Raw genomic sequence first — 23,803 nt, forward strand, 5'->3', positions numbered from 1 at the left:
CTGCGCAACTTGGGGACGAGGGCCATGCCGACACTCAGCCAGATCGAACAACTTCAGCGGATGAAGCGCTTCGCACTGTATCTGCTACTGGCAGCGGCGGTGCTGTATGCACTGGCGATGGCATTGCACCGCTTCCATCCGCTGTTCGGTTACGTTGCGGCCTTCGCCGAAGCAGCGATGGTGGGCGCGATCGCCGACTGGTTCGCCGTGGTGGCGCTGTTCCGCCGCCCGTTCGGCCTGCCCATCCCTCACACCGCCATCATCCCGCAGAACAAGCAGCGCATCGGCAACAATCTCGCCGCCTTTATCTGTCAGCATTTCCTGAGTACCGAGCAGGTGCTGGCCAAGATCCGCGAATTCGATCCGGCGGCCAGACTGGCGAACTGGCTGGCCACGCCACAACAGGCGCAGCTGCTGGGGCGCTTGTCCGCTGATGCCGCCCGCTACAGCCTGATCGCGCTGGAAGACAGCCGGGTGCAGCACTTCATTCGCGATACCGCCATCGCCCGGCTGGAACAGGTGGACTTCGCCCGCGCCAGCGGCGAGGTGCTGGACCTGCTGACGCACGACCGGCGGCACCAGGCGCTGCTGGACGAGGCCTTGCGCATGCTGGACGAGTTGCTGGCCAGCCCGCATGTGCAGGAGCAGGTGAGCGAGGCCATCGCCGGTGAGCTGCGCAGCATGAACTACCTCGGCGGTACCTTGCAAAGGCTGGGCGTGGACGAGTTGGGCGCGCGCTACTCCACGGCCAAACTGGTCAGTGGCTTGTCCGGATTGATCGCCGACATCTGCCGCGATACCCGTCACCCGCTGCGCGAGCGCTTCGATCACTACGTCGCCGATTTCGTCCTGCGTCTCAAGGACGACCCCGACATGCATCTGAAGGGCGAACAGATCAAGGCGCATCTGCTCCATCATCCGCAACTGTCCGATGCCTTGAGTCAGGCCTGGCACGACCTGCTCGACTGGCTGCGCGACGATCTGGGACGCGAGGATTCGGTGCTGCGTACCCGCGTCACCGCCACCGTGCAGTTGCTGGGCGAGAAGTTGCAGGGCGACGAACCCATGCGTGCCTGGATCAATGAGCAGATCATGGTCGCCGCGCCGCGCTGGATAGAGCAATACCGCGAAGACATCCGGCGTTACATCGCGGAGCGGGTGGATGCCTGGGATACCGGAGAGTTGGTGGGAGCGCTGGAGCACAACATAGGCCGTGACCTGCAATTCATCCGCATCAACGGCACCCTGGTTGGTGGCAGTATCGGCTTGCTGATCTACACAGTGACGCAGTGGCTGCGCTGACTGCCGGTAGAATGGCGGCATGAACACTCAAATCCTGCAGCCGTTCGGGCTGCGCTCCACCCCGCTCACCTTCAAAATCATGCCGCCGCTGGCGCTGTACGTCCACATCCCCTGGTGCGTGCGCAAATGTCCCTATTGCGACTTCAATTCGCACGAGGCCAAGCCTGCCCCGAGCCTGTCGCAGGGCGGTGGTCTGCCGGAGGAGGCTTATGTCGAGGCGCTGTTGCGCGACCTGGAGTCGGCGCTGCCGCTGATCTGGGGACGTCGGGTGGTCAGCGTGTTCATCGGTGGCGGCACGCCCAGTCTGTTGAGTGGCGCGGCGGTGGAGCGCTTGCTGACCGGGCTGCGCATGCGTTTGACGCTGGAGCACGATGCGGAGATCACGCTGGAAGCCAATCCCGGCACGGTGGAGGCCGGGCGTTTCGCCGCATACCGCGATGCGGGCGTGAACCGGCTGTCGCTGGGCATCCAGAGCTTCAACGATGCTCATCTCAAGGCGCTGGGGCGCATCCATTCGGCGGACGAGGCGCGTCATGCCATCGAACTGGCGCAGCGGCACTTCGACAATTTCAACCTCGACCTGATGTACGCGCTACCGCAGCAGACGCTGGCCGAGGCTGAGGCTGACCTGCGTGCCGCGCTGAGCTTCGCGCCGCCGCATCTTTCGTATTACCACCTCACGCTGGAGCCAAACACGCTGTTCGCCCATCAGCCGCCCGTGCTGCCGGACGACGATGCCAGCGCCGAGATGCAGCAGCGCATCGGCGAGCTGATGGCCGCACACGGCTACCGGCACTACGAAACCTCGGCCTACGCGCAACCCAGAAAACACTCACGCCACAACCAGAACTACTGGCAGTTCGGCGATTATCTCGGCATTGGCGCGGGGGCGCACAGCAAGCTGAGTTTCCACGACAAGGTGATGCGTCAGGCGCGCCACAAGCAGCCGCAAGCCTATCTGGACGCTGTCGCTAACGGCACGCAGGTGCAGAGCGAGCACACGCTCAGCCGGGACGATCTGAGCTTCGAGTTCATGATGAACGCGCTGCGGCTGAACGAGGGATGCGATGCTGCGCTGTTCGAGGAGCGTACCAGTTTGCCGCTGCTGCTGATCCGCCGCGAGCTGGCCGAGGCCGAGCGGCGCGGCTTGTTGGTGCAGGACGGCGGGCGCATCGCGCCGACCGAACTGGGGCGGCGTTTCCTCAACGATCTGCTGGCAATCTTCCTGAAGGATTGATAGTCTGACGGCTCACCCAACGGAGGCCGCCATGATCCATCGTATCGTCGCACTGTTGCTATCCCTGCTTTGTGCCAGCGCGTATGCCGGGGAGGGGCTGGACCTCTACTTCGTGCGTCATGCGCAGACTCAGGCCAACGCCCAAGGCGTACACACCACCCAGACCAGCAGCACCTTCAGCGAGGCTGGCTTGGCGCAGGTCGAGGCGCTGACGGCGGCGCTCAAAGGTTATCGCTTCGATGCCATTCTGGTCAGCCCGACCGAGCGTACCCAGCAGACCATCCGTCCCTATCTGGAGCAGAGCGGCAAGTCAGCCGAAACCTGGCAGGAGCTCACCGAGTGTTGCTGGCAGCGTGATCGGGACGATCCCAAATATGTGGCGGGTACAGAGCAAGTCTGGCGCGCTGCTGACATGATCCGTCAGCGCTATGGCAATTCCGGCAAGACCATATTGGTCGTCGCTCATTACCATTCGGGGCAGGTGTTGCTGGCCAAGCTGCTGGGAGTGAGTCGCGATGATCTGCCGGGGCTGGAGAATGCGCGCATCACCCATTTGAAGCAGGATGCCGGCGGCAAGTTCTCCATCGTGACCATCAACGTCGAGCCGTGAGGCTCAGCGCTTCTTGAAGATCAGATCCCATACCCCGTGTCCTAGCCGGATGCCGCGCTGCTCGAACTTGGTCAGAGGCCGGTAATCGGGGCGGGGCGCATAGCCGTCGGCGGTGTTCTCCAATTGTGGTTCGGCGCTGAATACCGCCAGCGCCTGCTCCGCATATTCCTGCCAATCGGTGGCGAAGTGGATGTATCCGCCGGTCTTGAGTTTGGGCATCAGGCTGGCGACAAAGGGTGACTGCACCAGACGGCGCTTGTTGTGGCGCGCCTTGTGCCACGGATCGGGGAAGTAGATGTGCACGCCGTCGAGGGAGCCATCAGCGATCATGTCGCGCAGCACTTCCACGGCATCGTGCTGGATGATGCGGATGTTGTTCAAGCCTTGCTCGTCGATCAGTTTGAGCAAGTTCCCTACCCCCGGCGTATGCACTTCCAGTGTCAGATAGTCGTTCTCAGGCTTGGCTGCGGCAATAGCGGCGGTGCTGTCGCCCATGCCGAAGCCTATCTCCAGGATCTTCGGTGCCGGTCGGCCAAAGGCAAGTTCCAGGTCCAGCGGCTGGGGCGCGTAAGTGATGCCGAAGCGCGGCATCAGTGTGTCAACGGCACGTTGCTGGGCGGGCGAGACCCGCCCTTGGCGCAGAACAAAGCTGCGGATGTGTCGGTGAGTGGTTTCGGTCATGACAGGTTTTAATGAATAGCCGCGTGGCTCGAATGGAGTAGAATTTTACCCGAGTCCGCCATTGCCACCACGGACTCTTGAGGGTGAGTCATCACAAGGGCGAGTTGATGCAGGGCAATTACGACATCTGGTTGGTTCTGTTATCCATCGGCATTGCGGTCATGGCCTCATATGTCGGTCTGGATATGGCTTCGCGCACCAACGCGGCCCGGCGTGTCGGCCAGCGCAGATTCTGGCTGGCGGGCGGCACGCTGTCGATGGGATGCGGTGTCTGGGCGATGCACTTCATCGGCATGCTGGCCTTCAATCTGCCGGTGCCCATCGCCTATGACATTCCCATGACCTTGCTGTCCTTGCTGGTGGCCAATGCGGTCTCCGGCTTGGCGCTGTTCATGGCCAGCCGCAAGTCGCTGGGTCTGGGTTCGCTGATTCTCACCGGCACCGTCATGGGGCTGGGCATCGCGGCCATGCATTATCTGGGGATGCAGGCGATGCGGGTGTCGCCTCCCATACGTCATGATCCAGGGCTGTTCAGCCTGTCCATCGTCATCGCGGTGCTGGCATCCATCGCGGCGTTGTGGCTGACCTTCTCTCTGCGTGGTGACCACAGCCCCGCGCCGATCTGGAAGAAGGCTGGGAGTGCGGTGCTGATGGGTGCTGCCATCGTCGGCATGCACTATGTCGGCATGGCGGGTGCCATCTTTGCGCCCGATACCGTGTGTACCGTTGCTGCGCCCGAGTTCAGTGGCAATCTGCTGGCCGTGATCGTGGCGATCTGTTCCGGCCTGATCCTCACCGCGACATTGCTGCTGGGGATGATGGATGCCCGCATCGCCTTGCAGGCCGAGCGACGGGTGCGCGAGATGACGCGTGAACTGCGCGACAGCGAGGAGCGCTTCCGCACCATGACCGAACGGGTGCGCGACATCTTCACCATCCTGAGTGCGGAAGGTATCGCCAAATATGAGAGCCCGGCAGTCAAGGATGCCTTGGGTTACGATCCGGAAGAGCTGATCGGGCAGAGCATCTTCGAGATCATTCACCCGCAAGACAAGGACGCGGTGCAGTACAAGTTCGAGCAAGTGATCTCAGGTTACGAGATGGTGCGGCCCATCGAGTTCCGTACCCGCCACAAGGATGGCTCTTGGCGCATTCTGGAGGCCTTCGCTCGCAACGAGCTGGCGAATCCTGCCGTGGACGGCATCGTGGTGCATTCGCGCGACATCACCGAACACAAGCAGTCGCAACAGACCATCTGGAATCTGGCGCATCACGATGCGCTGACCGGCTTGCCTAACCGTAGCCTGTTGCAGGATCGCATCCTGCAAGCCATCCATCAGGCGCACCGCGAGAGCCACAAGCTGGCCGTACTGTTCCTCGACCTCGATCATTTCAAGCATATCAACGACTCGCTCGGCCACCACATCGGGGATACGTTGCTGCAGATCGCGGCACAACGCATCGAATCCTGCCTGGGGGAGGGTGATACGGTCGCACGTCTGGGGGGAGACGAGTTCGTGGTCCTGTTGCCTACCTTCCAGTCGGATGCCGATGTGACCGAGGTGGCCGACCGGGTGCTCGCCGCCATGGCGCAGGCCTTCTCGATCGAAGGGCACACCTTGCATATCGGGGTCAGCATCGGCATCAGCCAGTACCCGCGTGACGGCAAGGAGCCGGGTCACCTGATGCGGATGGCGGATGCGGCGATGTATCACGCCAAGGCGAATGGCCGTAACCATGCCCAATTTTTTACCGAGCAGATCGACAGTGTGGCGCGCGAGCGCCTGGAGGTCGAGAATGGCTTGCGGTTGGCGTTGCAGCAGAGTGAGTTGAGGCTCTATTACCAGCCGTTGGTAGACCTCAAGACCGATGTGGTGGTCGGCATGGAGGCGTTGCTCCGCTGGGAGCATCCGCAACGTGGCTTGCTCAGCCCCGCCAGTTTCGTCGAGATCGCCGAGGATACCGGTCTGATCACCAGCATCGGTGACTGGATACTGAACGAGGCTTGCCGGCAGGCCAAACAGTGGCGGGATCAGGGCCATGTCCTGCAAGTGGCGATCAACCTTTCCGTGCGCCAGTTCGACACCGGGGATCTGCACCAGGCCATCATCCATGCGCTGCGCCTGTCCGGTCTGCCCGCGCAGCAGCTGAAGCTGGAGATCACCGAGAGCACCATGATTAGCAACATCGAGGAGACTTCGCTATTGCTGGAGCAGTTGCGCAGCCTGGGCATCCAGATCGCCATCGACGATTTCGGCACCGGCTATTCCAGCCTGAGCTATCTCAAGCGCTTCCCGATCGACACCCTGAAGATCGACCAGTCGTTCGTGCGTGACATCGGCATCGATGCGGATGACGAGGCCATCGTCACCGCCATCGTGGCGGTGGCACACAGCCTGAAGATGGGATTGATCGCGGAAGGGATCGAGAGCGAGCGCCAGCTCGACTTCCTGCGCGGCCTGGGCTGCGACATCGGGCAGGGCTACTATTTCAGCAAGCCGCTGCCGCCCGAGCAATTCACGGAGTTTTTGAAGGGTCGAACTTAGCGACCTATCATGCCGCTGGTCGGCGAGCTGGGCGTGGCGCTGTAGAACTTCCTCGGCATCCGTCCAGCCAGATAGGCCTCGCGACCCGCTTCCACCGCCTTCTTCATCGCCGAAGCCATCAGCACCGGGTCTTGCGCGGCTGCGATGGCGGTGTTCATCAACACACCCTGACAGCCCAGTTCCATCGCGATGGCGGCATCGGAGGCCGTGCCCACGCCCGCATCCACGATCACAGGGACTTTCACCCGCTCCAGGATCAGTTGCAGATTCCACGGATTGAGGATGCCCATGCCGGAGCCGATCAGCGAGGCCAGCGGCATGATGGCGGCGCAGCCGATGTCTTCCAGTTGCTGGGCGATGATGGGGTCGTCCGAGGTATAGACCATCACCTCGAAGCCTTCTTTCACCAGCGTTTTGGCGGCGGCCAGGGTCTCGACCACGTTGGGATAGAGCGACTGCGGGTCGCCCAGCACTTCCAGTTTCACCAGCCGGTGGTCGTCCAGCAGTTCACGCGCCAGACGCAGCGTGCGTACCGCATCGTCGGCGCTGTAACAGCCGGCGGTGTTGGGCAGGTAGGTGAACTCGGAGGGCGGCAGGAAATCCAGCAGCGAGGCTTCGCCCGAGTTCTGGCCGATGTTGGTGCGGCGGATCGCCACCGTCACGATGTCGGCGCCGCTGGCATTGATGGCCGCGCGCGTCTGCGCAAAATCCTTGTATTTGCCGGTGCCTACCAGCAGGCGGGATGAATACGCCTTGCCGGCGATGGTCAGAGTATCGTTGCTCATGTGTTTTTCCGTGGTTTGATGGGGCTAGCCGCCGCCGACCGCGACGACGATCTCAAGTTTGTCGCCGTCGGCCAGTCGCTGTTCGGCGAACAGGCTGCGCGGCACGATCTCGCCGTTGCGCTCGATGGCGATCCGCTTGCCGGTGAGTTGCATCTGCTGGATCAGCTCGGAGACGCTGGGCGCAGCGTCAAAAGTCTGGGGTGCGCCGTTGATGGAGACTGAAATCACGTTGTGGTGTGGCTCGTGTTAGAATTGCGCCGCATTTTACATGCGGGTGTAGCTCAATGGTAGAGCAGAAGCTTCCCAAGCTTACGACGAGGGTTCGATTCCCTTCACCCGCTCCACTCGCGTATCACCCCTCCCGTTTGCCACTCCGCCGCTCCGAAGCCAGCCGGTACTGTGCCAGTGCAGTGGCCGTGTCGCCTTGCCGTTCGGCCAACTGTCCCAGCGCGTAATGGGTGGCTCGGCTGGGCTGGATATTCAGGCTGGCTTGCAGATGGATGCGCGCCTCGTCCCAGCGCTGCAGGTGCGAGTACAGCTTGCCCAGTGCCAGTAACAGCCCGGCATCGTTGGGGTGGGCTTGCTTCCAGCGACCGGCTTGTGTCAGGCGGTCGAGCGCATCCTCGCCGGGATAGTCGCCCAGATGTGCGGCCAGTTCGCTATCCCAGCGCTGCTCCAGTGCATGGGTGATGACCTGCCATGCCATGTGGACATTGCCTTGGGCACCAAAACCTTGCGCGGCCACCATGGCGATGTCCGGGCTGCGATGCAGGTCTGCCGGCATGGCTTTCCAGACTGCCAGCAGCGCCCCGGCCTGGCCGAGGCTGGAGCGCAGTCTTTCCTGCCAGGCCTGCTGGCGGGTCTGGCTCAGGCGGGTCACGTCCATGGCATGACGTTGTTCCAGTTGTTCCACGCATTCCAGTACGGCAGGCCAGTCGCCCAGCATCTGCTGCGCTTTCAGCTCCAGAGTCAGCACCCCGGCGTGATGTTTGCTGCCGATCTCGCGCAGGGCTTGCAGGGCCAGCAGCGCGGCTTGTGGTTGCTGTTCATCCAGTGCGAACTGGGCTCGTGCGGCCAGCTTCATGGCCGAGTCGTCGTCAATGGCGGCGAGGAAGGCATCGCGCCGCTCGACTTCGCGGTGGGCATGGGCCGCCCGTGCGGCGATGACCGGCAGCACAGCGCTGGTCTCGCCCAGACCCATCGCCTCGGTCGCAGCCTTTTCCGCCGCGCTGTAGCGTCCTTCCAGAAAGGCGGTCAAGGCCTCCAGAAACACGCCGCGTTTCTTTTCTTCGGCGCGTTCGCTGCGGAAGCGACGCACCTTCTCCGGCAGGTTGAGTGCGTGGATCAGCAATTGTGCCGACAGGAAGCTCAGTACGAACAGGCCGATCAGGGTCAGGGCGAATAGCGTCAGTGACAGGTGGATGCGGTACGGTGCATAGACCAGCAGGACGTAGCCCGGGTTGTGTGCCGCCAGCGATAGCGCCACGGCTGCCGCCGCCAGCACCAGCAGCCAGATCAGGAATTTCATTTCTTGGCTTTCTCGTGGGCGATGCGGTAGGCGCGCACTGCTTCGATGCTGCCATTGATGTCCGGCAGGTCGATGTCGATGCTGGCCGTGCCCAGCTTCTGCAAGGCGGTCAGCGCCTGTTTGCCATCTGTCGAGTTGGCATCGAAATAGCGCTTGACCCAATCGGTCGCGGCCTTGAGGTCGTTGCGGAAGCTGGTCTCGTCGCGCGACAGCAGGGCCAGCCGGGCCGACAGCAGGCGCAGCTTCAGGTTCTCGCGCAGGAAGAACGATTCGGTCGGCGACAGCAAGGGCATCTCGCGCTTGCGCATGTCTTCGATGCGCACCATGTTGCGGGCTTCCTGCCAGATCTCGCGCCACAGGTGCTGCCAGCTGCTCTCGTTGGCGGGTGCGGCGACGGCAGGCGCGGGTGTGGCGGGCCGGGTAGCGGTCGGACTCACCTCATGGTTCAGCGGGATGGACTCGGCGGCCAGGATCAGGCTGTCGAGCCGCAGCGTGATGCCGGTGGTGTCCACGGCGGGCAGGGTGCGCAGCTTGTCCATGTCGGCGTTGATCGCCTTGCGCAGCGTGTTCAGCGCGGGGCGGTCCATGCGCTGCAAGCGGCCATCCGCCTGCTGCATGGCGATCAGCGCCGCCTTGACGTTGGCCGAGAGTTGCAACTGCTGCGAAGCGATCATCAGCATCTGTTCGACCTCGGCCAGTGCCGTCTCGTCACGGTTGCTCGACATCTCCTGATACAGCGTCTCCAGCGCGGCGCGCTCGCTTTGCGCTTCGGCATTGGCACTTTCCAGTGCGGTGACCTTGTTGCTCAACTCGCTCAGGGCTTCCTGACTTTGCCTGGTCAGTACCTGGTTGGCCTTGTTGTTGCCGTCCATCTCGGTCAGGCGCTTGGCCAGTTCCTGCTGCATGGCGCTGAGCTGGCGCTGGCCGTCTAGCCATTGCCACACGAACAGGGCCAGTACCAGCGCCAAAGTCATCTGGCCGATGCTGAGTCGGGACAGATAATCGAACACGCTCCGCGAGTGGGCGACGCGCGTGGCGGCGACATCCGGCGAGGAGTGCGGTTCGGGGTGGCCGTTTGATGTAGGCGTGGTTTCGCTCATGATGGGGTCCGCTGGTTTGCCCATGCTACCAAACCTGAGAGCAGGCCGTCATCACCTGTGGCGGTGGTATGCACTTCGTTTAAGCCGAGTTGCTGTGCTTTTTCCGCGATGCGCGGGTGCAGCGCGAACACGGGGATGGCGAGCGCTCGCGGCTTGCCGCTGGCCACCAATAGTTCGTGCAGATGGGCCAGGGCCTCGCTGCTGGTGACGGTGATTGCATCGGGGGCGGTGGCCAGCAATGCGGCGACATCGAAGGTCGGCTTGGCGCGCCGGTAGCACGCGGCATATTCGACGGTGGCACCGCGCTGCTTGAGCGTGTCGCCCAGCAATTCGCGCCCGCCATCCCCGCGCAGGATCAGCACGCGCTTCCCGGCCACGGCCTGCAACTCCGGCAGCGCGAGCAGGGACTCACTGTCGAATCTCTCCTGTGGAACGATGATGGAGCCGACCCCGAGTGCGCGTAGTGATTGGGCGCTCCCCTGACCGACGGTGGCGACGCGCAGATCTGGCGGCAAGCCGCCTGCTGACTGGATGGCAGCCATGCCGTACTGCACTGCGTTCGGACTGATGAAGATGGCTAGTTGAAAGTCGGCCAGTTGCGCCAGTTGTGCTGCGAGCGCCCGCGGGTCGGCGGGTGGGGCGATCTCCAGCAGGGGGAGCGACACCGGATTGCCGCCCAAGCGGCTGATGCCTTGCATCAGTTGCGTCGCTTGCTCGCGCGGGCGAGTCACGACGATGTTCAATCCGGCTAACGGGGTGTCAGTCATTCAATGCAGCGAGGATCTCACCGGCGCCTTGCGCCAGCAGCGCATCGGCCACGGCATTGCCCAGAGCCTCAGGCGCAGCCATGTCGCCGGTCTGCTCGGCGCGCAGCATGCGGCTGCCGTCCGGGGTGGCGACGAAGCCGCGCATGCGCAGCTTCCCGTCGACCACTTCGACGAAGCCGCCCAGCGGCACCTGACAGCTCCCGGCCAGACGGCGGCTCATGGCGCGCTCGGCCAGCACGCAGGCGGCGGTATCGGCGTGATGCAGCGGAGCCAGCGCCTGCACCAGGTCAGCGCGGTCGGCGCGGCACTCGATGCCCAGCGCACCCTGGCCCACGGCGGGCAGGCTGTCGTCGGAGGAGATCAGCGCACGGATGCGGTCGCCCAAGCCCAGACGCTTCAGTCCGGCAGCGGCGAGGATGATGGCGGCGTACTGGCCTTCGTCCAGCTTGCGCAAGCGGGTCTGCACATTGCCACGCAGCGGCTGGATCACCAAGTGCGGGAAGCGGGCGCGCAACTGGCTCTCGCGGCGCAGGCTGGAGGTGCCGACCACGGCGCCGGCAGGCAGCGACTCAAGGTTGGCGTGGTGGTTGGAGACGAAGGCATCGCGCGGGTCTTCGCGCTCGCCGATGCAGGCCAGGGCGAAACCTGCGGGCAGATGCATGGGCACGTCCTTCAGCGAGTGCACGGCGATGTCGGCGCGTCCCTCTTCCAGCGCGGTTTCCAACTCCTTCACGAACAGCCCTTTACCGCCGATCTTGGATAGGGTTACGTCGAGGATGCGGTCGCCCTGCGTGGTCATGCCTAGGATGCTAACCTCGGTTTCTGGGTATAATGCGCGCAACCGATCCCGTATGTGTTCTGCTTGCCACATCGCCAAGGCGCTTTCGCGCGAGGCAATGACCAGTTTGGCGGGAGCGATGTGAGTGTGGGATGCCTGACTCATTGAGTTGAAATTCCTGATGTCTTGTTGAGATTTTGTGCGCGGCGCATTCTAGCATGGCGATTGCGCGCGCGTTGTCGCCCATGATGTTGAGACGCTGCTGAAATGAAGACTGTTAAGAACTTGCTTTCCGCTCCTGCTGACCTGTCCAGCAAGGATTTGCCGCTGCGCGAGGATATCCGCCTGTTGGGCCGCATTCTGGGCGACACCCTGCGCGAGCAAGAGGGCGAGGCCACGTTTGAACTGGTCGAGCGCGTGCGCCGCGCGGCGGTCAGTTTCCGCAAGACTCAGGATGCCCGCGACGGCGAGACGCTGGAGCTCATGCTGAACGCGTTGTCCCCCAGCGAGACGCTGGCCGTGGTGCGCGCATTCAGTTATTTCTCGCAGCTCACCAACATCGCCGAGGATCTGCACCACAATCGCCGCCATCGCGCCCACCTCAAAGCCAGGAGCGCACCCAAGGACGGTAGCCTGCAATTGGCGTTGGACCGGGTCGAGAAGGCAGCGATAGACCAGGAATCGTTGCAGCGCTTCCTCGACAGTGCCCTGATCTCGCCGGTGTTGACCGCCCACCCCACCGAGGTCCAGCGCAAGAGCATCCTGGATTGCCAGCTGATCATTTCCAGCTTGCTGGCCGTTCGCGATCGCATGGATCTGACCCCGAGCGACGAGGAAGACAACGAACACGCCCTGCGTCGCTTCGTGCTGATCCTGTGGCAGACCCGCATGCTGCGCACGGCCAAACTGACGGTGCGCGACGAGATCAAAAATGGTTTGGAATTCTATCGCTACACCTTCCTGAAAGAGATTCCCGAGATCTATGCCGGGCTGGAGAAACAGCTTGAAGGGCGGTTCTCCAAGGACATCAAGGTGCCGTCCTTGTTGCGCGTCGGCAGCTGGATCGGCGGCGACCGTGACGGCAATCCCTTTGTCACCCATGATGTGATGCGCGATGCGGTGCGTCAGCACTCCGCATTGGTGTTCGAGCACTATCTGGAAGAGACCCACATCCTGGGCACGCGGCTGAGCCTCACCGATCGTCTGGTCGATGTCAGCGCTGCGCTGCGCGCCCTGTCCGATGCGTCGCCCGACACTGCATCGAGCCGTGCGGATGAGCCTTATCGCCGTGCCCTGATCCTGGTCTATTCCCGATTGGCAGCCACGGCCAGAGCGCTCGGCCACGACATCGTCCATCGCCGTCCGCTGGACGAGCAGGCCGAACCCTATGCCAATCCGCAGGCGCTGATCGCCGATCTGGATGTGCTGATCGACTCGTTGTACAAGCACGGCGCGGTGTATCTGGCGCGCGGACGTCTGGCCAATTTGCGCCGGGCGGTCGAGGTGTTCGGCTTCCATCTGGCACCGCTGGACATGCGCCAGCACAGCGCGATCATAGAGCAGACCGTCAGTGAGCTGTTCTCGCATGGCGCTGGCCAGACCGATTACCCGCAGCTGGGTGAGGCGGAGCGGCGTCAGGTGCTGCTCGCTGCACTGCAAGCGGACAAGATCCTGCTCGCCGATCTCGACCAGTACGGCGACGTGGCCCAGAGCGAGCTGCGCATCATGCAGGCAGCCGCCGAGCTGCATCAGAGTTTCGGTCGTGCCGCCCTGCCCAATCACATCATCTCCAAGACCGATGCGGTCAGCGACATGCTGGAAGTGGCCCTGATGTTGCAGCAGGTGGGCCTGCTGGAAGAGTCGAGCCGCCTGCATGTCAACATCATCCCCCTGTTCGAGACCATCGAGGATCTGCGTGGTGGTGCCCGCATCATGGATGAGTTGTTCTCCATCCCCTGGTACAGAAAGCTGCTGGAAAGCCGCGACAACACTCAGGAAGTGATGCTGGGCTACTCCGACAGCAACAAGGACGGCGGTTATCTGACGGCCAATTGGGAGCTGTACAAGGCCGAGGTCGAACTGGTGCAGGTGTTCGCCAAGCACGGTATCGAACTGCGGCTGTTCCATGGCCGTGGCGGCACGGTGGGGCGTGGTGGCGGCCCCAGCTACGATGCCATCCTGGCGCAACCGCCGGGCAGCGTGAACGGGCAGATCCGCATCACCGAGCAGGGCGAGGTGATCTCCAGCAAATACTCGAACCCCGAGATCGGTCGCCGCAACCTCGAAACGCTGATCGCGGCCACGCTGGAAGCCACGCTGCTGGACCATCCGCACGATGCGGACGGCAATCCCGAATTCATGCGCATCATGGAGTCCTTGAGCCTGGATGCGTTCGCCGCGTACCGCAAGCTGGTGTACGAGACACCCGGTTTCACCGATTACTTCTTTACTGCGACACCGATTCGCGAGATCGCCGAGCTCAATATTGGCAGCCGCCCTTCGTCGCGCAAGGCCTCCGACAGGATCGAGGATCTGCGCGCCATCCCCTGGGTGTTCAGCTGGGGGCTGAACCGCGTCATGCTGCCGGGCTGGTATGGCTTCGGCAGTGCGGTGCAGCGCTTCATCGAGCGCGAAGGCGAGGCCGGTCTGGCCCAGTTGAGGCTGATGTACCAGACCTGGCCGTTCTTCCGGGGGCTGATGTCCAACATGGATATGGTGCTGTCCAAGACCGACATGGGCATCGCGTCGCGTTATGCGCACCTGGTCGAGGATGTCGAGCTGCGTGAACGTATCTTCGGCGAGATCGAGCGCGAGTGGGAGGCGACTGTCGAGACCTTGTTCAGCGTGACGGGCAACACCACCCTGTTGCAGGACAATCCCACATTCGCACGCAGCCTGACGACGCGCACGCCTTACATCGATCCGCTGAACCACTTGCAGGTCTCCTTGCTGTACCGCCACCGTAATGGCGACAACGACGAGAAGGTGAAGCGCGCCATCCATCTGACGATCAACGGCATCGCGGCAGGTCTGCGCAACAGCGGCTAGGGGGTGCGCCTGCCGGGTCAGGGGGATTCTCCGGCAGGCGTTGTTTTTGGTATTTGAAGAGCGGCAGTCTCTTCGTGCAAAGTTTCGTATCGAGCTAAAGGGGAGCTTTACATGTCTAACCGTAACACCAAATATCCGTCGGTCTTGCTGTTGACCCTGCTGGCAGGTGCTCCTGTCCTGACGTTAGCCTCGGAGACAGCGCCCATGGGGCGATTGAGCCCAAGGATAGAACTGCAGACCAGTGACCAGATCGGCGGCATTTCAGCTACCAAAGGTTCGTCCGGGCATGGCAAGTCGGCAGCTGAACCGGCACCTATGCTCGAAGTCAGCGGGGCCCTGGGCGGCACCATCCCTGCGCCCGCAGAGACAGCTGTGGAGCCGGTGACGCAAAAGGAAGACGTGGTGCCGACTGTCGCCCCGACCGAGGACGGAATGAGTGCCAAGGCGCGGGATAAGGCCGAGGCCAAGGCTGCACGCGAAGCTGGAAAGCTGGCGGATGCGCAGGCCAGAGCCGAGGCCAAGGCCGCGCGTGAGGCCAAGAAGCAGGAAGAAGCCCAGGCCAGAGAGGCGGCCAAGGTCGCACGGGAGAAGCAGCGTCAGGAAGAGGCTCAAGCCAGAGAAGCCGCCAAGGCTGCGGCTGCCGCTGAGCGTGAGTCGGCCAGATCGCAAGAGGCCAAGCCCGCAGTAGTGGAATCCCGGCAGGAAGAGGCCCCCACCCAAGAAAAGGTCGAGTTCGAGGCCAAGAAAGCGCGCGGATCGGCCAATTTCAAGGCCAAGGCCGCTGCCGAGCTGCAAGCCATAGCCGATGAGAAGGCTGGCAGCGCACACCGCGCCCAGGCTCGCGCCGAAGATCAGGCCGATGTCGCGGCCAAGGCCAGGGCGGAAGCCAAGGCGACTGCCCGCGATGCAGCCGAAGCCAAGGTCAAGTCTGCCGATGCTGCAAAAGCGCTGGCGGACCTTGAGGCCAAGGCGGCTGCCGAAGCGCTGGACAACGTCGGCTCGGGTTCCGGAGTAAGCGCGTCGACCGAAGCGGCGATCGTTGCCGCGCGGGAGGAGATGCGCCAGGCTGAGGCCGCAGCCAAGTCCAAGTCTGCGACGGCTTCCAGAGCGAAGGCCGAGGCGGATATGCAGGCTGAAGCTGCCGAACTGGCAAGGTCCAAGGCTGAATCCCAGGCCAGAACTGCCGCCAAGGCGGCTGAGGAGGCGCAGTTGGCCGCGCATGATGCGGCCGTCGCCAAGGCGAAGGCCGCTGCGGCAGCTCAGGCGGTCGCAGATTTCGAGGCTAAATCCGCTGCCGATGCCATCGCCAGGGCTCAGGCCAGGGCTCAGGCCGCCGCCGATGCCAAGGCCAGGGCTGACGCGGATGTCATCGCGGCAAGGTCGGGTGCGAAGCCGCAAGTCGATCCCGGTGTCGCCGTCAAGTCGGCGGTGGCGGCCCGCCTGGCACTTCCGGTCATTACCGAGCCGTATACCGCACTCAAGCTCAAGGATGCGATCCGGGTCCCCGGCTGGGACATCTCGATCATCGGTGTTTCCCGACCGGGTAATGTGCTGGCTTCGCGCGGTGCAGCCGATCAGACCGCCAGCGTGGGCGAGTGGGTGGTGGTGTTCCTGGAGCTGAGGAACACCAGCAATGCCCCGCAATCCGTGCTGGACTACAACTTCCAGATCGTTTCCAGCGGTGCGGCGGCAGGTTGCCAGAACCCTGAAGCGGGCGGTTGTCGTTACTTCATCAGCGGTTTGAGCGAAGCGCGCGGCCTGTATCAGCAAACGCGTGGCCTGACGGTTCTCCATTCGAACTATGACAAGCGGGAGTTCGCCCCCGGCGCGATGGCCAGAACAGCCGTGGTGTTCGATCTGCCGGTCAGCGGCTTTACCCAGAAGTTCGGTATCGGCGACAGCTATGTCGATCTCGGTACCCTGAAGAACGTGCCGGTGACCCCATCCGCCACGAAGTGATCGCAGTAACGGGGGCCGATGTCCTGTCGGCCCCTATCCCAGCGCTTTCAACAGCATCTTGCTCGCCAGTACCAGCAAGACCAGAGCAAAGGCCTTGCGCAAAATACCCAGCGGCAGGCGGTGTGCCGCCCTGGCCCCCAGTGGGGCGGTGGTCATGCTGGCGGTAGCCAGGCCGAGCAGGGCGGGCAGGTAGATGAAGCCCAGTGTGTGGGGCGGCAGCGAGGCGGCACCTGCCGACAGGCCGGTCAGCAGATAACCTGCACTGCCGCCCAAGGCGATGGGCAGTCCGATGGCGGAAGAGGTGCCGATGGCCTGCCGCAGCGGTATGTTGCACCACACCAGAAAGGGAATGACCACCGTGCCGCCGCCGATGGAGACCAGGCTGCTCAGCCACCCGGTGCACACGCCCATCGCACTCATCCCGGCCCGGCCCGGCAGGTCGCGTCCGGCATGGGGGCGCAGGTCCAGCAGTATCTGGGCGGCGGCAAAGTAGACGAAGCAGGCGAAGAAGCCGAACAGGAAGCGCGGTGAGACGCTGAAGGCGGACAGTGCGCCCAGCGCCGTACCGAGCAGGATGCCGGGGGTGATGCGGCGGACGATGCCCCAGTTCACCGCCCCGTGCTGGTGATGTTTGCGCAGGCTGGCCAGAGCGGTGAACACGATACAGGCCATGGCCGTGCCCAGCGCCAGATGCATGATCTGCTCGCCGGGGAAGCTCTGGGCCTCGAACAGCATGACCAGTACCGGCACCATCACTGTGCCGCCGCCGATACCGAACATGCCTCCCAGAAAACCCGCGACGGCACCCAATGCCAGGTACGCCGCCCACCATTCCATCAGCGTGCCAGTTCCTCGGTGATGTAACGCCACTCTGCCGGGTCGAGCGGGGTGATGGAGAGACGGTTGCCGCGCTGCAGGGTGCGCATCCGCTCCAGCTCGGCATGGGCGCGCAGTTCGGGCAGGGAGATCAGCTCGACCTTGCGTACCAGTTGCACATCGACATTGAACCAGCGCGGCGTTTCCAGCGTGGCTTTGGGGTCGAAGTATTTGCTGTGCCGGTCGAACTGGGTGGCATCCGGATAGGCCGTGCTGGCTACTCGCGCGATACCGGCGATGCCGGGTGCGGCGCAGTTGGAGTGGTAGAACAGCACGCCGTCGCCGACCGCCATCTGGTCGCGCATGAAATTGCGCGCCTGATAGTTGCGCACGCCGTACCACGCCACGGTCTGCTCGGGCAGGGCGGCAAGGTCGTCGATGCTGACATCGGCGGGCTCGGACTTCATCAGCCAGTAACGCACGGGATCAGCTCCGGTAGCTGGCGTTGATCTTGACGTAGTCGTAGGAGAAATCGCAGGTCCATACCGTGCCGGTGGCGTTGCCGCGATCCAGCACGACGCGGATGCCGATGTCTTCTTGCTTCATCACGCGCGCGCCGTCCTCCTCCTGATAGCTCGCCGCACGACCGCCGTTTTCGGCGACCAGTACGTCGTCCAGATACAGCTTTAGCCGCGTCACGTCGAGGTCGCTCACCCCGGCGTAGCCGATGGCGGCGAGAATGCGGCCCAGGTTGGGGTCGGAGGCGAAGAAGGCGGTCTTGACCAGTGGCGATCTGGCCACGGCGTAAGCGATCTGCTTGGCCTCGGCCACGTCACGTGCACCCTCAACGGTGATGGTCATGAACTTGGTCGCGCCTTCGCCGTCGCGCACGATGGCTTGCGCCAGCTGGATGGCGACTTCGTTGATGGCGGTTTGCAGTTCGGCGTAATTGGCGGCACTGACGGACGCGCCGCTCTTGCCGCTGGCGATCAGCATCAGTGCGTCGTTGGTCGAGGTGTCGCCATCCACGGTGATGCTGTTGAACGAGGCATCGGCAGCGGTCTTGACCATGGTTTGCAGCAGCGCCTGCGGCACGGCGGCATCGGTGGCGATGTAGCCCAGCATGGTCGCCATGTTGGGGTGAATCATGCCGGAGCCCTTGGCAATGCCGGTGACGGTGACGGTCTTGCCGCCGATCTGCACCTTGCGCGAGCAGCCCTTGGCGACGATGTCGGTGGTCATGATGGCGTGGGCGGCGTTGTGCCAGTTGTCCTCGGCGAGCGCAGCTACGGCTTGCGGCAGGCCGGCGACGATCCTGTCGACCGGCAGCGGCTCCATGATCACGCCGGTGGAGAACGGCAGCACCGCTTCCGGCGCGCAGCCCAGCAGTTTGGCCAGTTCGGCACAGGTGGCGCGCGCGGCGGCCATGCCTGGTTCGCCGGTGCCGGCGTTGGCATTGCCGGTGTTGACCACCAGTGCGCGCGTGGACGATGCGGCCAGATGTTCCTTGGCGACGGTGACCGGCGCGGCGCAGAAACGGTTGGTGGTGAACACGCCCGCCACGGTCGCGCCGTCATCCAGACGAATGACCAGCAGATCTTTGCGGTTGGGGCGTTTGATATTGGCTTCGGTGGTGCCCAACAAAACGCCGCTGACTGGCAACAGTTCAGCGGCGGTGGGCGATGTCAGTTTGACCGGCATCGCGGTTCCTCCTAGTAACGTCCGTGCATCTTGTAGAAATAGTTGCTCATCTCTTCGGTCTCGGCGTTCTTGCGCCGTGCCACGCCGTGCATGTAGCGCACCAGACCTCGCATCACGTAGTAGACGATGGCCGGGTGGCGATCCAGCAACGATTCCAGTTTGGCGCGCTCCAGCAACAGTACCGCGCCGTCTTTCTTCACTTCGACCCGGGCGTTGATGTTGGTGCCCTTGCCGCCGACGAAGCCGATGATGCTGGCCAGGTCGCCTTGCTTGTTCAGCTGCAGGGTCATCGGTTCGTTGTTCACCGTGGCCTGGATCTCGGCCTCACCTTCGGCCAGAATCATCAGCGATTCGGCCAGCGGGTTGCGGCCCGGCTCGATGATGACCTCGCCCGCCTTGTAGCGTTGCAGGGTGACGACACCTGCCAGAACCTCGATCTCGGAGTCGCGCAGCTCCTCGGTCAGCGTGGTGTGATGCAAAGTTTGCAGAAGCAGTTCATCAGTGGTCATGCCGTTTCTCCCATCGAATTAACTTAGTTTACCGTGACATTGTTTGTACTTTTTGCCCGAGCCACAGGGGCATGGATCGTTGCGACCGATCTTTTGTTCCTCGCGCACGAACGGAGCATGCTCGGCGGACGGTTCGGCGGGCTGCGCCAGCGCCTCATCGTAGTCGGCGTGATGATACTGTACATTTTCCACGCCAGGGGTGGCTTCCACCTGCTCCACCTGGGCCTCGTTGCGTATCTCCACGGTCAGCAGCAACTGGGTGACTTCGCGCTTGATGCTCTCCAGCATGTGCGAAAACAGTTCGAAGGCTTCGCGCTTGTACTCCTGCTTGGGGTTCTTCTGTGCATAGCCGCGCAGGTGGATGCCCTGGCGCAGATGGTCCAGCGCCGCCAGATGTTCGCGCCAGTGCTGGTCCAGGCTTTGCAGCATCACCACGCGCTCGTAGTGGTGCATCAGCTCGGCACCGACGATGCCGACCTTGATCATGTAGCCATCCAGCGCGGTCTGCTCGATGCGCTCGCGCAGCTTGGCCTCGTCCAGCGTCTTGTCCTCATCCAGCCATTGCTGCAACGGCAGGTTGAGCAGGAAGCGCGCTTTCAGCTCGCCTTCCAGCCCGGCGACGTTCCATTGCTCTTCCATGCTGCCCGGCGTGATGAACTCGCTGACGATGTCGTTGAGCACGTCGCGGCTCATGGCCACGATGGTCTCGGAGATGTCGCCGCTTTCCAGCAGCTCGTTGCGTTGCTGGTAGATCACCTTGCGCTGGTCGTTGGCGACGTCGTCGTACTCCAGAATCTGTTTGCGCATGTCGAAGTTGCGCGCTTCCACCTTGCGTTGCGCGTTCTCGATGGCGCGGGTCACCCAGGTGTGCTCGATGGCCTCGCCTTCCGGCAGCTTGAACTTGTTCATGATCGCGGTGACGCGGTCGGAGGCGAAGATGCGCAGCAGCGGGTCTTCCAGCGACAGGTAGAAGCGACTGGAACCGGCATCGCCCTGACGGCCGGCGCGACCGCGCAACTGGTTGTCCACCCGGCGTGATTCGTGGCGCTCGGTGCCGATGATGTGCAGGCCGCCGGCGGCCAGCACCTGCTCGTGCAGCGACTGCCACTCCGACTTCAGTTGCTCGATGCGCTGGTTGCGCGTCGTCTCGTCCAGCGAGGCATCGGCGTGCAGGTGTTCGGTCTGCTTCTCGACGTTACCGCCCAATACGATGTCGGTGCCGCGCCCCGCCATGTTGGTGGCGATGGTCACCATCTTGGGGCGACCGGCCTGGGCCACGATCTCGGCTTCGCGCGCGTGCTGCTTGGCATTGAGCACCTGATGGGGAAGATCGATCCTGGCCAGCAGGTTCGAGATCAGCTCGGAATTCTCGATCGAGGTGGTGCCGACCAGTACCGGCTGGCCGCGTTCGTAACAATCCTTGATATCCATCACCACCGCCTCGTACTTCTCCTTGGCGGTCAGATAGACCTTGTCCATCATGTCCTTGCGCACGGTGGGGCGGTGCGGCGGGATGATCACGGTCTCCAGGTTGTAGATGCTCTGGAACTCGAATGCTTCGGTATCCGCCGTGCCGGTCATGCCCGACAGCTTGCTGTACATGCGGAAGTAGTTCTGGAAGGTGATCGAGGCCAGCGTCTGGTTCTCTTTCTGGATGGACACGCCTTCCTTGGCTTCCACGGCTTGGTGCAGGCCATCCGACCAGCGGCGACCCGCCATCAGGCGGCCAGTGAACTCGTCCACGATCGTCACTTCGCCGTCCTGCACCACATAATGCTGGTCGCGGAAGAACAGGTTGTGGGCGCGCAGCGCGGCGTACAGATGGTGGATCAGCGTGATGTTGGCCGGATCGTACAGGCTGCCACCCGGAGGCAGCAGGCCGGCTTGCGCCAGCATCTGTTCGGCATGTTCGTGGCCGGACTCGGTCAGCAGGATCTGGTGGTTCTTCTCGTCCACGCTGAAGTCGCCGGGGCCATCCTCTTCCTGCTGGCGCTTGAGATTGGGCACCAGCACGTTCATGCGGTTGTAGATCTCGACGTTGTCTTCGGCCTGGCCGGAGATGATCAGCGGGGTGCGCGCCTCGTCGATCAGGATGGAGTCGACTTCATCGACGATGGCGAAATTGAGCCCGCGCTGAAAGCGCTCATTGGCCTGCGTCGCCATGTTGTCGCGCAGGTAGTCGAAACCGAACTCGTTGTTGGTGCCGTAGGTGATGTCGGCGGCGTAAGCGGTCTGTTTCTGGTCGTGCGCCATCTGCGACAGGATCACGCCGACCGACAGGCCGAGGAAGTTGTACAGCCTGGCCATCCATTCCGCATCGCGCGCAGCCAGATAGTCGTTCACTGTCACTACATGCACGCCCTTGCCGGACAGGGCATTCAGGTAGGCGGGCAGAGTAGCCATCAGCGTCTTGCCCTCGCCGGTGCGCATCTCGGCGATCTTGCCCTGATGCAGCGCCATGCCGCCTATCATCTGCACATCGTAGTGACGCATGCCGAACACGCGCTTGCCCGCCTCGCGCACCACGGCGAAGGCTTCGGGCAGCAGCGCATCGAGTGATTCACCCGCTGCGGCGCGCTCCTTGAATGCCGTGGTCTTGCCGCGCAGCTCGTCGTCGGTCAATGCCGCCATCTGCGCTTCGAGCGCATTGATCGCCTGCACCGACTTGCGATACTGTTTGAGGAGGCGGTCGTTGCGACTACCGAAGACACTTTTCAGCAAATTGGAGATCATGTTTCTTCTTCTATGGGAATGACAAAGGCTTCTGCCTAAGGGCGCGGCATATTACCATACAGACCGTCCCACTATCACCCTAAGCCCATGTCGAAACAACTGACTGCCTTCCTCGGCGACAACCCGGAGCTGCGGCCATTGCTCGAACATGCTCGCGAGTTGCAGCGCTGGCAGGGCGAGTTCGAGCAAATCGTGCCGCCTTCGTTGCGACCGAGCTGTCGTGTGGGGCAGGTGGATGCGGGGCGTTTGCAACTGCTGGCCGACAACGGGACCGTCGCGGCCAAGTTGCGCCAGCTCGCGCCTACCCTGCTGGAGGCGCTTCAGAGCAAGGGTTGCCCGATCCGTGAAGTGTGGGTGCGCGTGCAAGTCGGCGGTTACGCCGCACCGCGCCGCAAGGGCGGCGGGGCGCTGGGCAGTCAGGGGCAGCAGGAGGTACGCTTGCTGGCCGAGTCGCTGGCCGAATCGCCGCTGCGATCGGCGCTGGAGAAGCTACTCCAGCACTGTCGCTAGACCAGTATCCGCCAGCCGGTCAGCACCAACCGTTCCAATACGAACAAGGCCGCGAAGATCAGCACCACGACCACGATCAGGCGCACGGTCTGCCAGGCAAAGTTCAGGTAACGCTGCTTCCGGGTGAACAGGTACATGCCGCCGGAGACGGCGATGAGCAGGGCGGCGAGGATGAGGAACAGGCGCAGGATCAACATGGCCCGGTGCGATGCGTCAGATCGCCTGAAGTTGCAGGCGCAGGAAGTCCGGCGCTTCCTCTTCCTTGTCGAAGCTCACGTATTCCCAGGCCGATGCGTCCGCCAGCAGCGCGCGTAGCAGGGCGTTGTTGAGAGCGTGGCCGGACTTGTAGCCGGAGAAGGCACCGATCAACGGATGCCCGATCAGATACAGGTCGCCGATGGCATCCAGCACCTTGTGCTTGACGAACTCGTCGTCCGAGCGCAGGCCGTCCGGGTTGATGACGCGGTACTCGTCCATCACGATGGCATTGTCCAGATTGCCACCGAGTGCCAGACCTTGCGAGCGCAAGTACTCGACTTCGTGCATGAAGCCGAAGGTGCGCGAACGGCTCACTTCCCGGATGTAGGAGTGTTCGCCCAGATCGACGGTGACATGTTGCTTGGTGGCGGTGAAAACCGGGTGGGCGAAGGCGATGGTGAAGGTGAGCTTGTAGCCGTGATGCGGGTCGAAGCGTACCCATTTGTCGCCATCCCTGACCTCGACCGGCTTGAGGATGCGAACGAATCTCTTGGGTGCGGCCTGTTCGATCAGGCCGGCGGATTGCAGCAGAAAGATGAAGGTGCCCGCGCTGCCGTCCATGATGGGGACTTCGGCGCTGGTCAGCTCGACGATGGCGTTGTCCACGCCCAGTCCGGCAAAGGCCGACATCAGATGCTCTACGGTGGAAACGCGCGTGCCGTTCGCTTCCATGCACGTGGAAAGGCGGGTGTCATGGACCGACTCGGCGGTAGCCGGGATTTCGACTATGGGTGTCAGATCGACGCGGCGAAAGACGATGCCGTGGTTGACGGGCGCTGGCTTGAGGGTAAGTTGGACCTTTTCCCCCGTGTGCAGGCCGACCCCCGTGGCCGTTACCGTCGATTTGAGAGTTCGCTGCTTGATCATGTCCGTTCAGAGCCGTTTGCCTGGCCGCGATTCTAGCATAGCCAGACAGGCGGCGACCCGGGGCGGCG

The 23,803-nt window shown here is 63.2% G+C and carries 21 protein-coding genes and 1 tRNA gene; 8 read left to right on the forward strand and 14 right to left on the reverse strand.

Features of this window, described 5'->3' with window-relative positions:
• The first annotated feature begins 24 nt into the window (after positions 1–24).
• The 3 genes from DM08_RS03995 to DM08_RS04005 are packed head-to-tail and all read left to right on the forward strand — an operon-like array spanning position 25 to position 3,149.
• Positions 25–1,302 carry a DUF445 domain-containing protein gene (locus tag DM08_RS03995; RefSeq protein ID WP_035383316.1) on the forward strand — a complete coding sequence of 426 codons (1,278 nt, stop codon included), beginning with the start codon at positions 25–27 and terminating at the stop codon, positions 1,300–1,302.
• A gap of 19 nt (positions 1,303–1,321) precedes the next feature.
• Complete coding sequence (gene hemW, locus DM08_RS04000; RefSeq protein ID WP_035383317.1) at positions 1,322–2,539, forward strand: radical SAM family heme chaperone HemW; 1,218 nt, start codon at positions 1,322–1,324, stop codon at positions 2,537–2,539.
• A 31-nt stretch (positions 2,540–2,570) separates the two neighbouring features.
• The gene (locus tag DM08_RS04005; protein WP_035383318.1) at positions 2,571–3,149 is read left to right on the forward strand and encodes a histidine phosphatase family protein; all 579 of its coding nucleotides are present in this window, start codon (positions 2,571–2,573) and stop codon (positions 3,147–3,149) included.
• A 3-nt stretch (positions 3,150–3,152) separates the two neighbouring features.
• Here the strand turns inward: DM08_RS04005 and trmB are convergent, their stop codons facing one another.
• Positions 3,153–3,830, reverse strand: coding sequence for a tRNA (guanosine(46)-N7)-methyltransferase TrmB (gene trmB, locus DM08_RS04010; RefSeq protein WP_035383319.1), 678 nt, complete (start codon positions 3,828–3,830; stop codon positions 3,153–3,155).
• A gap of 83 nt (positions 3,831–3,913) precedes the next feature.
• On the opposite strand from trmB, the gene DM08_RS04015 reads away from it, so the two are divergent.
• On the forward strand, positions 3,914–6,376 hold the full coding sequence (locus DM08_RS04015) for an EAL domain-containing protein (protein ID WP_152555772.1): 2,463 nt from the start codon (positions 3,914–3,916) through the stop codon (positions 6,374–6,376).
• On the opposite strand, the gene DM08_RS04020 is transcribed toward DM08_RS04015, so the two are convergent.
• Positions 6,373–7,161 (reverse strand): thiazole synthase, encoded by a 789-nt coding sequence (locus DM08_RS04020; protein WP_035383321.1) that lies wholly within the window; start codon positions 7,159–7,161, stop codon positions 6,373–6,375. The genes DM08_RS04015 and DM08_RS04020 overlap by 4 nt on opposite strands.
• A 24-nt stretch (positions 7,162–7,185) precedes the next feature.
• Positions 7,186–7,389: a sulfur carrier protein ThiS gene (thiS, locus tag DM08_RS04025; RefSeq protein ID WP_035383322.1), complete on the reverse strand. Its 204-nt coding sequence runs from the start codon at positions 7,387–7,389 to the stop codon at positions 7,186–7,188.
• A gap of 42 nt (positions 7,390–7,431) precedes the next feature.
• Between thiS and DM08_RS04030 the strand changes: the two genes are divergently transcribed.
• Positions 7,432–7,505, forward strand: a tRNA-Gly gene (locus DM08_RS04030).
• Between the two features lie 8 nt (positions 7,506–7,513).
• On the opposite strand, the gene DM08_RS04035 is transcribed toward DM08_RS04030, so the two are convergent.
• Genes DM08_RS04035 through hemC form a run of 4 tightly spaced genes read right to left on the reverse strand, consistent with a single transcriptional unit; the run spans position 7,514 to position 11,499 of the window.
• Positions 7,514–8,689, reverse strand: coding sequence for a heme biosynthesis HemY N-terminal domain-containing protein (locus tag DM08_RS04035; RefSeq protein WP_035383323.1), 1,176 nt, complete (start codon positions 8,687–8,689; stop codon positions 7,514–7,516).
• The gene (locus DM08_RS04040) at positions 8,686–9,813 is read right to left on the reverse strand and encodes a uroporphyrinogen-III C-methyltransferase (RefSeq protein ID WP_237560214.1); all 1,128 of its coding nucleotides are present in this window, start codon (positions 9,811–9,813) and stop codon (positions 8,686–8,688) included. The genes DM08_RS04035 and DM08_RS04040 overlap by 4 nt, the downstream gene beginning before the upstream one ends.
• Positions 9,786–10,556, reverse strand: a complete 771-nt coding sequence (locus tag DM08_RS04045; RefSeq protein WP_035383325.1) for a uroporphyrinogen-III synthase — start codon at positions 10,554–10,556, stop codon at positions 9,786–9,788. Before DM08_RS04045 ends, DM08_RS04040 begins: the two co-directional genes overlap by 28 nt.
• On the reverse strand, positions 10,549–11,499 hold the full coding sequence (gene hemC / locus DM08_RS04050; RefSeq protein ID WP_035383326.1) for a hydroxymethylbilane synthase: 951 nt from the start codon (positions 11,497–11,499) through the stop codon (positions 10,549–10,551). Before hemC ends, DM08_RS04045 begins: the two co-directional genes overlap by 8 nt.
• A gap of 102 nt (positions 11,500–11,601) precedes the next feature.
• Between hemC and ppc the strand changes: the two genes are divergently transcribed.
• The gene (ppc, locus tag DM08_RS04055; RefSeq protein WP_051937784.1) at positions 11,602–14,382 is read left to right on the forward strand and encodes a phosphoenolpyruvate carboxylase; all 2,781 of its coding nucleotides are present in this window, start codon (positions 11,602–11,604) and stop codon (positions 14,380–14,382) included.
• A gap of 111 nt (positions 14,383–14,493) precedes the next feature.
• Entirely contained in the window at positions 14,494–16,341 is a 1,848-nt protein-coding gene (locus DM08_RS12190) for a hypothetical protein (protein ID WP_152555773.1), read from the forward strand.
• A gap of 33 nt (positions 16,342–16,374) precedes the next feature.
• Here DM08_RS12190 and DM08_RS04065 read toward each other — a convergent pair whose 3' ends face one another.
• Genes DM08_RS04065 through secA form a run of 5 tightly spaced genes read right to left on the reverse strand, consistent with a single transcriptional unit; the run spans position 16,375 to position 22,100 of the window.
• Positions 16,375–17,178 (reverse strand): sulfite exporter TauE/SafE family protein, encoded by an 804-nt coding sequence (locus DM08_RS04065; protein WP_035383327.1) that lies wholly within the window; start codon positions 17,176–17,178, stop codon positions 16,375–16,377.
• Positions 17,178–17,639 (reverse strand): EVE domain-containing protein, encoded by a 462-nt coding sequence (locus DM08_RS04070; protein WP_035383328.1) that lies wholly within the window; start codon positions 17,637–17,639, stop codon positions 17,178–17,180. The genes DM08_RS04065 and DM08_RS04070 overlap by 1 nt, the downstream gene beginning before the upstream one ends.
• Positions 17,640–17,643: 4 nt before the next feature.
• Positions 17,644–18,858 carry a bifunctional glutamate N-acetyltransferase/amino-acid acetyltransferase ArgJ gene (argJ, locus tag DM08_RS04075; protein WP_035383329.1) on the reverse strand — a complete coding sequence of 405 codons (1,215 nt, stop codon included), beginning with the start codon at positions 18,856–18,858 and terminating at the stop codon, positions 17,644–17,646.
• An 11-nt stretch (positions 18,859–18,869) separates the two neighbouring features.
• Positions 18,870–19,367 carry a Crp/Fnr family transcriptional regulator gene (locus DM08_RS04080; RefSeq protein WP_035383330.1) on the reverse strand — a complete coding sequence of 166 codons (498 nt, stop codon included), beginning with the start codon at positions 19,365–19,367 and terminating at the stop codon, positions 18,870–18,872.
• Positions 19,368–19,385: 18 nt separating this feature from the next.
• Positions 19,386–22,100: a preprotein translocase subunit SecA gene (secA, locus tag DM08_RS04085; RefSeq protein WP_035383331.1), complete on the reverse strand. Its 2,715-nt coding sequence runs from the start codon at positions 22,098–22,100 to the stop codon at positions 19,386–19,388.
• Between the two features lie 87 nt (positions 22,101–22,187).
• On the opposite strand from secA, the gene DM08_RS04090 reads away from it, so the two are divergent.
• Entirely contained in the window at positions 22,188–22,610 is a 423-nt protein-coding gene (locus DM08_RS04090) for a DciA family protein (RefSeq protein ID WP_035383332.1), read from the forward strand.
• Here the strand turns inward: DM08_RS04090 and DM08_RS04095 are convergent.
• On the reverse strand, positions 22,607–22,807 hold the full coding sequence (locus DM08_RS04095) for a hypothetical protein (RefSeq protein ID WP_035383333.1): 201 nt from the start codon (positions 22,805–22,807) through the stop codon (positions 22,607–22,609). The two genes, DM08_RS04090 and DM08_RS04095, sit on opposite strands and share 4 nt — an antisense overlap.
• Positions 22,808–22,823: 16 nt before the next feature.
• Complete coding sequence (lpxC, locus tag DM08_RS04100) at positions 22,824–23,735, reverse strand: UDP-3-O-acyl-N-acetylglucosamine deacetylase (protein WP_035383334.1); 912 nt, start codon at positions 23,733–23,735, stop codon at positions 22,824–22,826.
• Positions 23,736–23,803: the final 68 nt, after the last annotated feature.

It is taken from the genome of Ferriphaselus sp. R-1, from assembly GCF_000746095.1.
Lineage (GTDB): Bacteria > Pseudomonadota > Gammaproteobacteria > Burkholderiales > Gallionellaceae > Ferriphaselus.